This is a genomic window from Chamaesiphon sp. VAR_48_metabat_403 (assembly GCF_031422475.1).
GTDB lineage: Bacteria > Cyanobacteriota > Cyanobacteriia > Cyanobacteriales > Chamaesiphonaceae > Chamaesiphon.
The window spans coordinates 1-12,818 of the sequence record NZ_JANPLS010000281.1 but is presented as its reverse complement, the minus strand read 5'-3'; the positions used below and the strand labels follow the sequence as shown (position 1 = coordinate 12,818).

Annotated in this window: 13 protein-coding genes, 1 tRNA gene and 1 pseudogene; 4 read left to right on the top strand and 11 right to left on the bottom strand. The window is 45.8% G+C overall.

Annotation, left to right across the window (positions count from 1 at the left end; translation table 11 throughout):
- Positions 1–15: 15 nt before the first annotated feature.
- Positions 16–1,452, bottom strand: coding sequence for a uridine diphosphate-N-acetylglucosamine-binding protein YvcK (gene yvcK, locus RMO79_RS13270; protein ID WP_396136588.1), 1,437 nt, complete (start codon positions 1,450–1,452; stop codon positions 16–18).
- Positions 1,453–1,689: 237 nt separating this feature from the next.
- Here yvcK and ruvC point away from each other — a divergent pair, with 237 nt between their 5' ends.
- Together ruvC and RMO79_RS13260 are read left to right on the top strand one after the other, a co-directional pair.
- Positions 1,690–2,190, top strand: coding sequence for a crossover junction endodeoxyribonuclease RuvC (gene ruvC / locus RMO79_RS13265; RefSeq protein WP_310483637.1), 501 nt, complete (start codon positions 1,690–1,692; stop codon positions 2,188–2,190).
- Positions 2,191–2,264: 74 nt separating this feature from the next.
- Positions 2,265–2,513 carry a hypothetical protein gene (locus RMO79_RS13260; RefSeq protein WP_310483636.1) on the top strand — a complete coding sequence of 83 codons (249 nt, stop codon included), beginning with the start codon at positions 2,265–2,267 and terminating at the stop codon, positions 2,511–2,513.
- 113 nt (positions 2,514–2,626) lie between these two features.
- Here RMO79_RS13260 and RMO79_RS13255 read toward each other — a convergent pair whose 3' ends face one another.
- Positions 2,627–4,249 (bottom strand): serine/threonine-protein kinase, encoded by a 1,623-nt coding sequence (locus RMO79_RS13255; protein ID WP_310483635.1) that lies wholly within the window; start codon positions 4,247–4,249, stop codon positions 2,627–2,629.
- Positions 4,250–4,414: 165 nt separating this feature from the next.
- Here RMO79_RS13255 and RMO79_RS13250 point away from each other — a divergent pair, with 165 nt between their 5' ends.
- A complete protein-coding gene (locus tag RMO79_RS13250; RefSeq protein ID WP_310483634.1) occupies positions 4,415–4,612 on the top strand; it encodes a hypothetical protein in 198 nt (65 codons plus the stop codon).
- A gap of 93 nt (positions 4,613–4,705) precedes the next feature.
- Here the strand turns inward: RMO79_RS13250 and RMO79_RS13245 are convergent, their stop codons facing one another.
- Entirely contained in the window at positions 4,706–6,979 is a 2,274-nt protein-coding gene (locus RMO79_RS13245) for an amylo-alpha-1,6-glucosidase (RefSeq protein WP_310483633.1), read from the bottom strand.
- A 221-nt stretch (positions 6,980–7,200) separates the two neighbouring features.
- Here RMO79_RS13245 and RMO79_RS13240 point away from each other — a divergent pair.
- Positions 7,201–7,284 (top strand) — tRNA-Leu (locus RMO79_RS13240).
- Between the two features lie 113 nt (positions 7,285–7,397).
- On the opposite strand, the gene RMO79_RS13235 is transcribed toward RMO79_RS13240, so the two are convergent.
- The 8 genes and pseudogenes from RMO79_RS13235 to RMO79_RS13200 all read right to left on the bottom strand — a co-directional run.
- Positions 7,398–8,039, bottom strand: coding sequence for an HpsJ family protein (locus RMO79_RS13235; RefSeq protein ID WP_310483632.1), 642 nt, complete (start codon positions 8,037–8,039; stop codon positions 7,398–7,400).
- Positions 8,040–8,094: 55 nt separating this feature from the next.
- Entirely contained in the window at positions 8,095–8,814 is a 720-nt protein-coding gene (locus RMO79_RS13230) for a cyanoexosortase A system-associated protein (RefSeq protein WP_310483631.1), read from the bottom strand.
- The gene (gene crtA, locus RMO79_RS13225) at positions 8,811–9,674 is read right to left on the bottom strand and encodes a cyanoexosortase A (protein ID WP_310483630.1); all 864 of its coding nucleotides are present in this window, start codon (positions 9,672–9,674) and stop codon (positions 8,811–8,813) included. Before crtA ends, RMO79_RS13230 begins: the two co-directional genes overlap by 4 nt.
- A gap of 186 nt (positions 9,675–9,860) precedes the next feature.
- Complete coding sequence (locus tag RMO79_RS13220; protein ID WP_310483629.1) at positions 9,861–10,496, bottom strand: hypothetical protein; 636 nt, start codon at positions 10,494–10,496, stop codon at positions 9,861–9,863.
- Between the two features lie 9 nt (positions 10,497–10,505).
- A complete protein-coding gene (locus RMO79_RS13215) occupies positions 10,506–10,874 on the bottom strand; it encodes a VOC family protein (RefSeq protein ID WP_396136589.1) in 369 nt (122 codons plus the stop codon).
- Between the two features lie 113 nt (positions 10,875–10,987).
- Positions 10,988–11,455, bottom strand: a pseudogene (locus RMO79_RS13210) (pirin family protein).
- A gap of 120 nt (positions 11,456–11,575) precedes the next feature.
- Positions 11,576–12,547 carry a cysteine synthase A gene (locus RMO79_RS13205; RefSeq protein ID WP_310483627.1) on the bottom strand — a complete coding sequence of 324 codons (972 nt, stop codon included), beginning with the start codon at positions 12,545–12,547 and terminating at the stop codon, positions 11,576–11,578.
- Between the two features lie 25 nt (positions 12,548–12,572).
- Positions 12,573–12,818, bottom strand: a 246-nt coding sequence (locus tag RMO79_RS13200) for a hypothetical protein (protein WP_310483626.1), incomplete at its 5' end; no start/stop codon positions are given.

Here is a 12,818-nt window from a genome sequence, read left to right as displayed (position 1 = left end):
CTATCTCCTCATAAATCAGGCTGACTTAATATTACGAGCGATCGGTGCTACCTTCAAATTACGATTTGGCGCAGACTCTTGAGCGCGACGATAGAAATGAATTAAAGCTTTAGCCAAACGCCGGGGGTTGTGACGCAGAAAGCGCGTCGTGGGATCTTCTTCCATCACATTAACCGAGAAAATGCTCCGACCCAATTGTTTCACATCTTCGCGATCGAGCAATACGGGATAAGAATTTTCCTCAGCATAATTTTGCAGACAACCCGCCGATGGGGGATTTTTTTGCACCAACACCGCATCGAATAATTTTTGACCGCAGGCTAAATCGATACTTTCAATATGATCTGCGACGGTATAGCCCGTGGTTTCTCCTGGCTGAGTCATGATATTACAGACATAAATCCGAGGCACATTGCGTGCGGCGATAGCGGCGGCAATTTCTGGTACTAATAGATTAGAAATTACACTCGTATACAGACTCCCTGGTCCCATAATAATATAATCCGCCTCTTGAATGGCTGCGATCGCCGCAGGTAAAGCCGGAGGATTGGCTGGAGAGCAACCGATTTCGACAATTTGACCGTCAGAACCACCGATATTTGATTCGCCTTCAATCATCCGTCCGTCAGCTAGTTTCGCCCATAGAGCTACATCCGTCAGCGTTGCAGGTAAAACGCGCCCGCGAATTGCCAATACTTTTGAGCTAGCTACTACCGCCCGTTCTAAATCCCCAGTAATTTCTGACATCGCTGTCAGAAAGAGATTGCCAAAACTATGTCCCATCAAGCCATCGCCAGCTTCAAACCGATATTGAAACAATTCAGTTAATAATTTTTCTTCATCCGCTAGAGCTGCAATACAGTTGCGGATATCTCCTGGCGGTAATACGCCAAAATCGCGCCGCAACCGCCCTGAAGAACCACCATCGTCAGCAACAGTCACAATTGCTGTCAGATTGGCACTGTAGAGTTTTAAGCCTCTAAGCAACGTCGATAAACCAGTACCGCCGCCAATTGCGACAATTTTCGGACCCCGATTGAGGCGGCGGTTATTCCACAGCATATCTAGCAATGTTTGTCCACCATCCGGGCGTAAAACCTTACTGATTTCCCCTAAAGAACGGCTATGTCCCCAAAAAATTAGGAATAAACCACAACCGAGTACCATCGGTCCCGATAAATAGTGCGGGATAATTTTGGCAGCAAACTCAATGATTTTATCTACAAGCTGGAACAACCAGAAAATAGGGGTCAGCTTGAGCCAAATCGCCAAGCCCAAAATCGTCATCAACACGCCAATGTAGATTGTAAACAACCATCGTTTGACAAAAATTCCTGGAGATAACCACTGAAATAGTCGCCGGACGCTGGAATGGGTTCCGCCCTGTGATGGCATATTACCGCCACCACGACTTAAATTCCTGACTGCTCGTCTAAAGAGACCGATCGACATTATTTTTTGATTAAAAATAGGAAATTTTTTAAATTGATGGATGGACTTGATGATGAGTCAATCTTACAGGTAGTGTGCTGGATCGGAAAGAGTAAATTAAAATTTAGCTGTTGAAGCTGCCAGTGCCACATATCCTATATGCCCATTTAATCCGACTATAATTGCGATCGTAAAGGTTTAATCTCTTGGTTCAGCCATAATACTTATTATTGACGATTACAGGTGTGAGATTAATTTTTGGTTAAATCTAATGCAATTACCACGATCCTCGGATTAGATCCGGGTTTAGCCAGCTTGGGGTTTGGCGCAATTTCCGTCGATCCCAATTCTCGCCCAGCAACAGTCACCTTAGTCGATTTTGGCATTATTCAGACTCCGCCACGTACCGAAATGGGCAGTCGGCTGGAGACAATCTATAATGACTTGCACGGTCTAATAGACGAAATTAAACCAGATTTAGTGGCGATCGAGCAGTTATTTTTTTATAAAATGGGGAATACGATTCCTGTTGCTCAAGCGCGAGGCGTGATTTTGTTGGTGGTCGCCCAACATCACATTCCGTGGGTGGAGTTCACTCCCGCTCAAATTAAGCAAGCCGTAGCTGGTTATGGGAATGCTCAAAAGCCCGAAGTTCAAGCTGCCGTGGCACGAGAACTGGCTCTAGATCGAATTCCCCGTCCCGATGATGCTGCCGATGCCCTCGCCACAGCTCTGACTGCTTGGATGCAGATTGGTTGAGAGTTAGCAGGCTAATACCCGATCGATTTTTGTCGATCGATTATAATCAATTTAATTTTTAGTGAAATGTTATTATGGTTACCAAAATTTCTAATTTAATTAATAATTTACTGACCGTTAATGTTTTTTTTGTATTACTAAGTTTTATTTGGTTTGGAATTGCTGTCATCGGCAAATATACCAATATTCCGTTAGGGCTACAAATTTGGCATAGCCTGTGGGAACCTTTGTTTCTCCCAGCGATTAGCGTACTAATGGGTGGAGCGATTCTCAGCGGCACGATTAGTTATGTATCGAAAAATCTCAATAATTCTTCTTTCTAATCTGGCAACAGATATAACTACTACTAAAATTAACCATGCTTAATTATTAGGAAAAACGGTCGTGAAATTAGTCGGTTAGAGATAGCTCTAACCGTTCTTTCATAACACTATCGTTACCAAAAACCACCGCGTTTACCATTAGGGAAAACGGTCATAAAATTAGTTTTAGCCTGATTTAATTGATCTTCAGTAACTTTGACACCCTTGAGATTTGCTCCGCAAAGATTCGCTCCGTGCAGATTGGCATAATTGAGATAAGCATCGCTTAAATCGGCACCGCGCAGATCGGCATTTTGCAGATTGGCATAGCTAAAATAACCCCGACTGAGGACGGTATCTTTGAGTACCGCACCGCTGAGATCGGCTTTATCAAATTTGCCTGCTGATAAATTTGCGCCTTGGAGATTGATGTAAGCACAATTAGCACTACTGAGCGTAATGCCGGGAAGATGGGCTTTAGAGAGATCGAGAGTACTGATATCCATCTCGCTAAATGTTCTCTGACCCCGCCGGAATGCCGCTAGTACGCCTTGTGCGTCGAGCTTCAACTGTTCTCTTCGTGGTGTTTGGATGGGGGCGACTCCACCGATTCCCGTCCGAATGTCCGCACCAAATCGGCTGATTTCACCACCATTTTTAAGATTAGTTGGGTCGCGAGACTCGCGTTGTTCTTTAATTCGATCTGCCATTCGTTGAGAGGCAGATGTGGCAGCAGCAGGGGGACTATTGGGGTTGCTGGGCAATCCTGGTGGCGCGGCTTTCGCAATCGGCATGGGATTGCTGGGACTCGTTTGTGGACGCGGGGGAGCGACATTTACTCGATTATCGACAGCGACCACATTCGATGCCAATGCGCGCTGAACTTCTTCGACTGACTGATAGCGATAACGCACGGAGACTTCCAGCATCTTCGCCAAAACTTGAGTCATCTGCTTGCCCAACTGGACGTGTTTTTGCCACATCATCTCACCAGTGGCGGGATTGTATTCGATATCTTTGGGAGATTTACCTGTCATCAAGTAGACGCAAGTTACACCCAGTGCGTAGAGATCGCTAGCAAAAATCGGTCGCATTGCCAACTGTTCTGGTGGTGCGTAACCGGAGGTACCGACGGCAAATTGGGTATTATGTGCTTGCTCTACGCCCTCTTGGGTTTCGATTTGGGCGACATAATTTTTGACGGCACCAAAGTCGATCAAGACTAGTTTCCCATCTTGTTCGCGCCGTAAGATATTGGCGGGTTTAATGTCGCGGTGAATTACTTGTTGGGAGTGAATATAAGTAATGACGGGGAGAATTTCGATCAGGAAGTCGCGGATTTTCTCTTCCTTAAAAAGTCCCATTTGTTTGACTTCTTGATGGATCGTATGTCCGCTGACATATTCTTGAACTAGATAAAAATTGCGCCGTTCTTCAAAAAAGTCCAGCAGTCGGGGGATTTGAGGATGGTTGCCGATTTTACCTAAAGTTCTGGCTTCGCGCTCGAATAGTTCTCGCGCCATTCTGAGGAACTTTTCATGGTTGTTACTCGGTCTCAGTTGCTTAATGACGCAAATTGGCTCGCCAGGAAGGGATACATCGATCGCTACAAAGGTCGCACCAAATCCCCCTTGACCTAGTGATTTTGTGACTCGATAACGATTGCGTACTAGCAGACGTGCGCCACAAGCTTGGCACAGGAAGGCATCAATCGGATTTTTAGGTTGGGGACAGTCAGGGTTTACGCAGTAGCTCATTGAGCCTCACCAGTGGAACATTTCTCTTGACATACTATTTCTTGTTGACATAGCTTCCCGCTGCGGGAATTTCGCGGCCATTGTCTCGATCTCCAGATGCTCTCGGAGTTAAATTTAGGTAAAATAACTGCTCGATCGCTCAAATTACCAGACAAGTAACGGATTTTGCTATTTAGTTCTAATTCTACCGCTTTTCTTCACATGCTGTGCCATTACCTCGTAGTATCGGATTGGACGATCGGCGATAACCCGATCGAGGATTCTGAAGATCGCCGCACAATTGGGTTTGTAATTGGCACTCGCTCCTCTTGTCAAGCAGCTACAGCCAAGCAATCGATCTCGTTATTTCTAAAGTACCCATAAGTCGCTCTTAATCTCTCTTATGATTTGAAATATCTTTAAGGGAGCGGGGAGATGGGAGAGCGGAGCATATCTTTTCCCCGCTCCCCGCTCCCACTAGGCTTCAATCGTCACCCGGAGATTTCCACGCTTTTTGAGTACTCGACAGGAGGTAGTGGCGCGCAAGCCTTCACCTTCAGCATCGCGTTGGTTAAATTCTAGATCGAGTGTCGTCGCACCCACCCGCAAATTTTTAAACGACAGTTGATGAATATTGGGCGGTAATGCCGGATCGAGAATCCGCAGGTAGTTACTCGGCGCGTCGGGTACTAAATTTACCATCATCTGGAGGAGCTGGAATACGGTGCCAGTCGCCCAAGCTTGGGGCGAACAAGCGACGGGATATTGAATCGGGCTTTGCCCTGGAATGCGCTCGTAGCCGCAAAAGAGTTCGGGCGGACGGTGGTAGGGTTGTTGAATCGTCATATCCAAAATGCCTTGGGCGACTTCTAGGGCTTGTTCGACGGCACCGACCGATCGCAGTCCCATCGCAATTAAACTATTATCATGCGGCCAGACCGATCCGGTATGATAGCCGATCGGATTATAAGCTGGCGATTGACTGCTCAGAGTCCGAATACCCCACCCATTAAACATATCTGGTGCGCGGAGGCGTTCGGCGACGCTTTTGGCTTTTTCGGGGTATAGTAAGCCCTGCTGGAGACATTGACCGGGGTTAGAACCGATGCCATCGACTTGTTTGCCAGCACCATCTAGTGCCATCGCGATAAAATCGCGATCGGGAATCCAGAAATCGTGGTTGAAACGTTGCTTGAGACTTTGGGCTTCTTGTTGCCAGCGGGTTGCTAGTTCGTTTTCTTGGCGAATTCGCGCCAGTTCGCTCATCCGAATTTTAGCGGCATAGACATAGGCTTGAACTTCACATAAAGTAATCGCCCCAGTCGCAATTTTACCCTGCCGATCGACGATACAGTCACCAGAATCTTTCCAGCCTTGATTGACTAGTCCCCGCGCGGAGGTGCGAAAATAAGCCAGGTAGCCAGTTTCGGCGCACATTCGATCGATCCATGCCATTGCGGCGAGGGCATTCTCCCACAGTCGATCTAATGTATCGGTGTCGTGCGTCCAGGCGTAATATTCAGCATAGAGCATCAACCATAATGGGGTCGCATCGACAGTCCCATAATAAGGCGTGTGGGGAATCTCATGGCATCGTGCCATTTCTCCCATTCTCAACTCATGGAGGATTTTCCCTGGCTGTTCTTCCCGCCATTCATCATCGACTTTGCCTTGATATCGGGCCAATACCATTAAGGTTTCGCGGGCGATGGTGGGGTCTAAAATCAGAATTTGACTGGCGGCAATAATCGAATCTCGCCCGAATAGGGTACAGAACCACGGTACGCCCGCCGATAGTACCGTCCCCTTGGCACTGGGGTTATTCGGGGTAGAATTGGCTAGATCGAAGGTCTGGCGCAATAAATATATGTCTTGCTCGGCGCGTTCGATCGCTTGATTGAGTTTGGGATTATCTGTCCGAATCTGGGCGATTTGCGATCGCCAGTTTTGCTCTTCCATCGTATCGGCGGCTTTGGCTTGGAATAGTGCCATCGGACTATCTACCCGCGATACCGATCGAGCGTTCATCAGCATTTCCAACCGATAGCCGATTTGATAGCTAGCATGAGATTCTAACTCGATCTGCCAGATTGCGGTGTAGCCTTTGAGATAGTCTGGCAAGCGATGGACAAATTGAATGTGCGACTCCAAAATCGCCCCATCTAATCCTTGATAGGCTAATGTTAATTCATTAATGGGTGTAGTCAGATCTTGCCGATCGGCCAGAACGCGCCGCAGTATTTGTCCTTGTTGTTTGCGGTTAAAACCGCGAATCTCAAATAAGTCTGAAAAATCGGCATCGAAGCTCAGGCTCAATTCAAAACTGACTGGCGTGGTATTATAATTATGAATGGTCAGCTCTTCAAATAAACCGCCATTGAGTACTAGTTCTCTTTGAATGCTAATCGTTTCGGCATTAATATTGGCAATCGTCGGATTGGTGCAAAGTGCCGAAAGTGCAAACCCTTTATCGGCATTGCAGGTCAGTAAAATCGGCGATCGTCCGGCAATTTGTAATTCCAACCGACTTAAATAGCGAGTATCTCGACAAAATAAGCCCAGACTGGCGATCGTTTCATCTCGCGAACAGCCAGAAATATTGCCGAGCGTATCGGTAATTAGAAAGATATCATCATTTTTGAGCGTGAGTGTCGGTTGGTTGCGATCGCCAACCACACAACCCCACTCTGGAATATCTAATTCACTAGCCGGAATAAAGCTTCTTCCTTCAAGTTCGATCGGATTAGACATAGCGATACCTCTAGAGGGGGTAGATGGATCTAGAATTTGCAATTGCACGCATCAAAGCTTCAATTTAGCTTTTGACATCTCATTGTAGCCATGAATCGAGCCGTACGATGACTCAATTTTAATGTTTTCTCAACTTACTTGCATAGAGCTTTAATGTGTGCTATATTAGCAATCCGTGACAGATTTACGGTATTTGCTTTTAATAGCGTAAATGCACGCCTGGGGGTGTGGTGGAATGGTAGACGCGACAGACTTAAAATCTGTTATCCGTAATGGATGTGCGAGTTCAAGTCTCGCCACCCCCATTCACAAATTTGACCCAAGCAGACGAAAAGTTCGATCGCTTATTAAATAATATTTACAAAAAAGATGCCATGTATCCGACTGCGGACATGGCATCTTTTCATTAGGGTGGTAATTATCTTGCCCAGGCAGTTCCAGCCCAAATTCGGACGAATAGCACGCCTGTCACTAAAGCACCTAAGCCCCACTTAATCGCATTTTTAAACAATGCCGTTCTTTGACCGCTATTAGTCAAATCGGCTTGAGTTGTTAAGTTTTTCTCTGCGGTTGCGGCTTCTTGCATCAACTTAGACTTAAATACTTGCGGATCTGTACCCGTAACTCGATTATTCTTCATTAAATTTTCGATTTGGGCAGTTTCGGCTTTGCCTAATTGAGCTTGAATCTGTTTTGCTTGAGCGATTCTCGGCTCGTATTGGGCGGTGACTTGCTTTTGACTCATATCATTGAGCGTAGGTGGCGTAATAAAGAACACCACCACTAAGGCAAAGTAAAATACTCCAGATAGTAGAGCAATCCAAGATAATATTCTCAGTACGATTAGCTCGCGTTTTTTACGAGCCTCGTGATTATCGTAGAAAACTAGAATAAACCCGATTAGCGGTACTGCGGAACGTTCGACAAAACCCCCAGCAGTCTGAAACTGCCAACCTGGACTGCTAAATTGGGGTGGAATTACCGCACTAACTACATCAAATAGTGTTAGCAGTAATAGTCCATAACCAACAAAGCGAAAGAGCACGAGAAAGGAAGTCATTAAGTAGCACCTTTAGTTTAATTCGATCGAAGATAAGCAAATTGAGACGAGAACGTCAGGCTGGTGGAAAATTGCCTTGCCACCACCGCGCCCAATTTATGCCTACTGTTTGTAACGTTTTTATCGTAGCATCCGGAGCCGCCTCATCGATCGGAGTCGAGAGCACCGTCCACAAACAGCGACTATCCCGCAAAGTTTGTTGTCCTAATACCCACGGTACTAGACGTTGAAATGGCACCCCCTTGGGGTTACTATTGGCATGAAACTGATCGCCAGTTACCGTCGTTATTCCTTGCGGATTGATACAAGTACCAAAATAAGCCGTTTTTTTATCGACAAATAAGCTGTAGAACCCCAAACCGGGTTGTTCTTTCATCGTCGATGGCGCGAGGACTTTCGCCGGAACGTTATTAAATACTGGCAGCATGGCATCCATAGTCGGGCGATTGGCAACCCCATCTGTGATATAGCGAATTTCGAGATCGATAACCTGGGGCTTTCCTGCTGTGGATTTGGAGGTGCTAGATGAAGGCAAAGGCGGGGTTGTATAACGATACGATTGTCCCGCACCAACTTTATCTTTTGCGGCTAATGGTTTGGCTGCTGAGATGCTGGCATCTGGCAAAGTCACATTTTGAGGGAAGTTAAAAGCGACAGGTTCTCGCAAGCTCGATTGTTTGGGGCTGTTAATCATTGCATTACCCAATACGCCAATTGCCCCCCCACATAAAACTAGCAGTAGCGATTGACGAGCAAAACTGGTAGCAGCAGTCATGATTGAGATCCCTCCTCTGGCGGCTTAGGCTTAAATAGCTCGATGAGTGCCCAAACGAGCAATACTAGCAAGAATGTCCCAATTACCGAAAATACTAACGAACCCGAACCATCGTGCCAGTATTTAAAAGCCTCCATCTGTCTTTGAGAAACCAAAATTGCCATTAACGAAACGCGCATGGCATTGACCAGAAATCCGATCGCTACCGCCGCCACAGGTATGATTAACTTTTGGAACCATTTCCACGGTAACGGTAACAGCATCAAAAATAGCACCGACATGCCGAGTAATTGAGTCATTGCCACGACACCAGAGCAACCGCTGTAAACTTGGACGCTACCGCCGGGAAGCTCCAGAAAAATGCCCTTTTGAGTGACAGCAAAACCCGCATACCACAACATCGAGCTGGCAAAATGAGCCGTAATCGGCGCAGGATCGGTCAGTTTTGCCAATAAAACTTCGGGAATACCAGAGAAAAACAGCAGCAGCAGTTCTCGCCAGTATTCTTTAAAACCCCGAAAGCCAGATGCGATCGTAGCTAGCGCGATTCCAGCCAGGAAGGGATAACCGATTAAGAAAGATTCTTCACAGTAGCCAGTACATTTGAGCAACAGCAGGGCAAGTAAAATCGTACCAAAGATACTGGCAATCGGCCCAGTTTGAAACTTGAGTTGTTCTTTTCTCTCATACAGCAAATATGCAGCAGTCGCCCAAAATAACATTGCTGTAATTTGACGATCTGAACTACTAACTTTGAAAATCAGCGTCAGGTGAATAGCCATCACTGCCGCACCTAGTACTAACAGTAGAAAAGCTGGAGACGTGGGCGAGATGCCTTTTAAAAAAGCCTGTTGTTTCATGCGTACGATCGATTGTTTCCATTACCTGCATTCACGATCGGTAGAACGAGACAGATTGGTAGATGCTCCATTGCCTTGGTAACTTCCAACGGGAGTGTCAAGTTATTTTTGATGAGAATATCCTATCACCAACAGTGGATCTATGCCGATCTCGAATCCGCACAATTCGATTCAAGATTATCGAAATTATCGACTGGGGATACCAATGCCAGTTTGTTCGTTAGCATTCAACCAAATTTGGCAAGTCTGGCGAGATGTATTGCTAGTAGAATTGAGGGGAATGCTCGGATCGCCGCTGGTAGTTTCGCAAATGTAACTAGCAAGTGCGATCTTTTGGGCGTTGCAGATTTTCAAGTTATAGCCGTAGCCTTGTGCTACTCGCCCAAATTTGGAGATCGTCCGATATCGATCGATGTAATCTAAAATGTTCCAATATTGAGTATTGACTAATAAATAAACTTGCCGCTGGCGGCTGTTAGCAATCCAATTAGTGACTAATTTTGCTGGAAATTGCTCGCTCGTCCACCATAAACTGGGAACAGTCATACCTTGAGGCGATACGGTATCGGCAGTGACGATATTAGGATCGTTACCAATTTCGGTAGCTTTTAATAAAGTCAGATTAACGTCGCAAATTGCTGGAGTTGCGGCATTTGGCACCGATTGAGCTGGGCTGGGATAAGTCGAGCCTACAACTAAACAGATACTAACACTGCAACCGATCGCGCGAGTCAACCACTTAAACTTCGCCCGATCTATGCTTGCATCCATACCCTGACGATCGGTTTTGAGTGTGGAGATCGCTAACTTTTGAGATTGCATGGTAGTTAATTATCCGATCCAAGTTAATTCGATCGTATTACCATCAGGATCTTGAGTAAATAGTGCGGCTCTACCCGAATTGCTCATTTTTACAATGCAGTTAGCTGCAAGCAACTGCTGTTTGGTTGCGTCTAAGTCCCTTACCTCTAGGGCAATATGAGGATTGCGAGTAGATACATGAAGATCGATCCGATCTTTATCCAGATAATCGATATCTTCAATTAAATGAATTTGAAAATTACCGATTTGATACCAAGCACCAGGATATTTTAGAGATCGATCGACTCGTTTTAATCCTAAAACATTGGTGTAAAATTCAATGGCTCGATCTAGATTGGCAACGAGCATCGCTGCGTGTAAACAACTGACGACTTCAATCATAAGATGGGAGATGGGGGAGAGGGAGACTGGGAGTAAGATAATAACAACTATCCACTATTCACTATCCACCAAATACTAGTAACTACGTCTCGATCGTGAAAAGTTTAGATTTATTTCAGATCGAATAGGATGATTTCGGCGTTGGTGGGGCTGGTTACGATTAAATTACTGCCACTAATAGGATAGGCGATCGCATCGCCCGTACTCAATACTCGATCGTCAATGGTTACTTCTCCCTATGCCACATGCAACCACACAGATCGATCGGGCTGCGGCTCAAAAGAGATACTCTCATTGGCATCAATTAGCCCCACGTACATGTTTGCATCTTGATGGATGGTGACAGAACCATCGCGACCATTTTTGGAGGCTACTAGGCGTAATTTGCCCTGTTTCTCAGCCGCTGGAAAATGCTTTTGTTCGTAACTTGGCGTTAAATTTACGGTATCGGGAATAATCCAGATTTGGAGTAAATGCACCGCTTCGTCAGCAGAATGGTTGAATTCACTGTGAGTAATTCCCGTTCCCGCACTCATCCGCTGCACTTCGCCAGGATAGATAACCGCACCAGTTCCCAGACTATTTTAATAATTATTACTGACTCGATCGGGCTTTAACAATTGGGATAGTGGCTAGCTATTCAGCATGAAAGCCCCCAGTCTCCCCGTCCCCCGTCTCCCCTAGCTCCCAACTCCCATCTAAATCTTTAACCCCTTAGTTGCCAGCCATTCCGGGTTGAAAATTCGGGATTGATACCTGGCTCCACCATCGCATAATATTGTCACGATCGTGTGTCCTGGCCCCATTTGTTTTGCCACTTTTACCGCCGCCGCCACATTAATACCCACGGAACCGCCCATAAATAGACCATCCCGCCGCAGCAGTTGGTAGACTACTTCGATACATTCTTGGTCTCCAATTTGAATCGCATCGTCAATAATAATTCCTTCCATATTACCAGTGACGCGACTATTGCCAATTCCTTCCGTAATCGAGCTACCTTCGAGGTGAATTTCACCAGTTTTCACATAACTATATAACCCACTACCCATCGGATCGGCAAGGATGGTTTTAATCTGAGGATTCTTTTTTTTGAGAAATAAAGAAACGCCTGCAAAAGTTCCTCCCGTACCTGTCGAGGATACCCACGCATCGATTTTACCATCAGTCTGCGCCCACATTTCTGGCCCGGTTGTTTCATAATGAGCCAATCTATTTGCTAAATTTTCAAACTGATTTGCCCAGATGGCATTTTCCATTTCTGCGGCTACGCGCCCAGATAATTTGACATAATTATTCGGATCTTTATAGGGCACCGCAGGTACCGTGCGGACTTCTGCGCCGAGAGTGCGGAGTGCTTCAATTTTTTCAGCGGACTGAGTTTCGGGGATGATAATTAGGCACTTATACCCCTTAGCGTTGCAAATATGCGCTAGTCCGATTCCGGTATTTCCGGCGGTGCCTTCGACTACCGTACCTCCCGGTTTGAGGGTGCCCCGACGTTCGGCATCTTCGATGATATATAGTGCCGCTCGATCTTTAACCGAACCGCCTGGATTGAGAAATTCAGCTTTACCTAAAATTTCACACCCAGTTTCATCGCTAAAACTATTGAGTCTAATTAATGGGGTGTTGCCAATTGTGTTAGTAAATCCGTGTTTGATATCCATTGAAAAATTATGATAAGTTTGTTTTTTAGCTATTGGCGATCGCATATTGCTTAAATAATCGATCGATAGCTAAGGTATCGGTTTCGTGTTTGGGAATGAGTTTAATAGCAGCTTCGCAACTGTAGATTTCAGATCGAATAAAATCGTTGAGGATCGGACTAGCTAGAATTGTAGTAGCTTCGTTGGTAGTTGCTTTGATAGTTAACAATCGATTCTCCTTTGGAGCGGCTATGCCAACGATCTCGGCTAAAATATCCACACGATTGCTAAT

What these genes read in the sequence shown, in the direction of transcription:
- yvcK (WP_396136588.1), bottom strand. Translation starts at nt 1,452, where the DNA reads ATGTCGATCGGTCTCTTTAGACGAGCAGTCAGGAATTTAAGTCGTGGT.
- RMO79_RS13260 (WP_310483636.1), top strand. Translation starts at nt 2,265, where the DNA reads ATGGTTACCAAAATTTCTAATTTAATTAATAATTTACTGACCGTTAAT.
- RMO79_RS13255 (WP_310483635.1), bottom strand. Translation starts at nt 4,249, where the DNA reads ATGAGCTACTGCGTAAACCCTGACTGTCCCCAACCTAAAAATCCGATT.
- RMO79_RS13245 (WP_310483633.1), bottom strand. Translation starts at nt 6,979, where the DNA reads ATGTCTAATCCGATCGAACTTGAAGGAAGAAGCTTTATTCCGGCTAGT.
- RMO79_RS13235 (WP_310483632.1), bottom strand. Translation starts at nt 8,039, where the DNA reads ATGACTTCCTTTCTCGTGCTCTTTCGCTTTGTTGGTTATGGACTATTA.
- RMO79_RS13230 (WP_310483631.1), bottom strand. Translation starts at nt 8,814, where the DNA reads ATGACTGCTGCTACCAGTTTTGCTCGTCAATCGCTACTGCTAGTTTTA.
- crtA (WP_310483630.1), bottom strand. Translation starts at nt 9,674, where the DNA reads ATGAAACAACAGGCTTTTTTAAAAGGCATCTCGCCCACGTCTCCAGCT.
- RMO79_RS13220 (WP_310483629.1), bottom strand. Translation starts at nt 10,496, where the DNA reads ATGCAATCTCAAAAGTTAGCGATCTCCACACTCAAAACCGATCGTCAG.
- RMO79_RS13205 (WP_310483627.1), bottom strand. Translation starts at nt 12,547, where the DNA reads ATGGATATCAAACACGGATTTACTAACACAATTGGCAACACCCCATTA.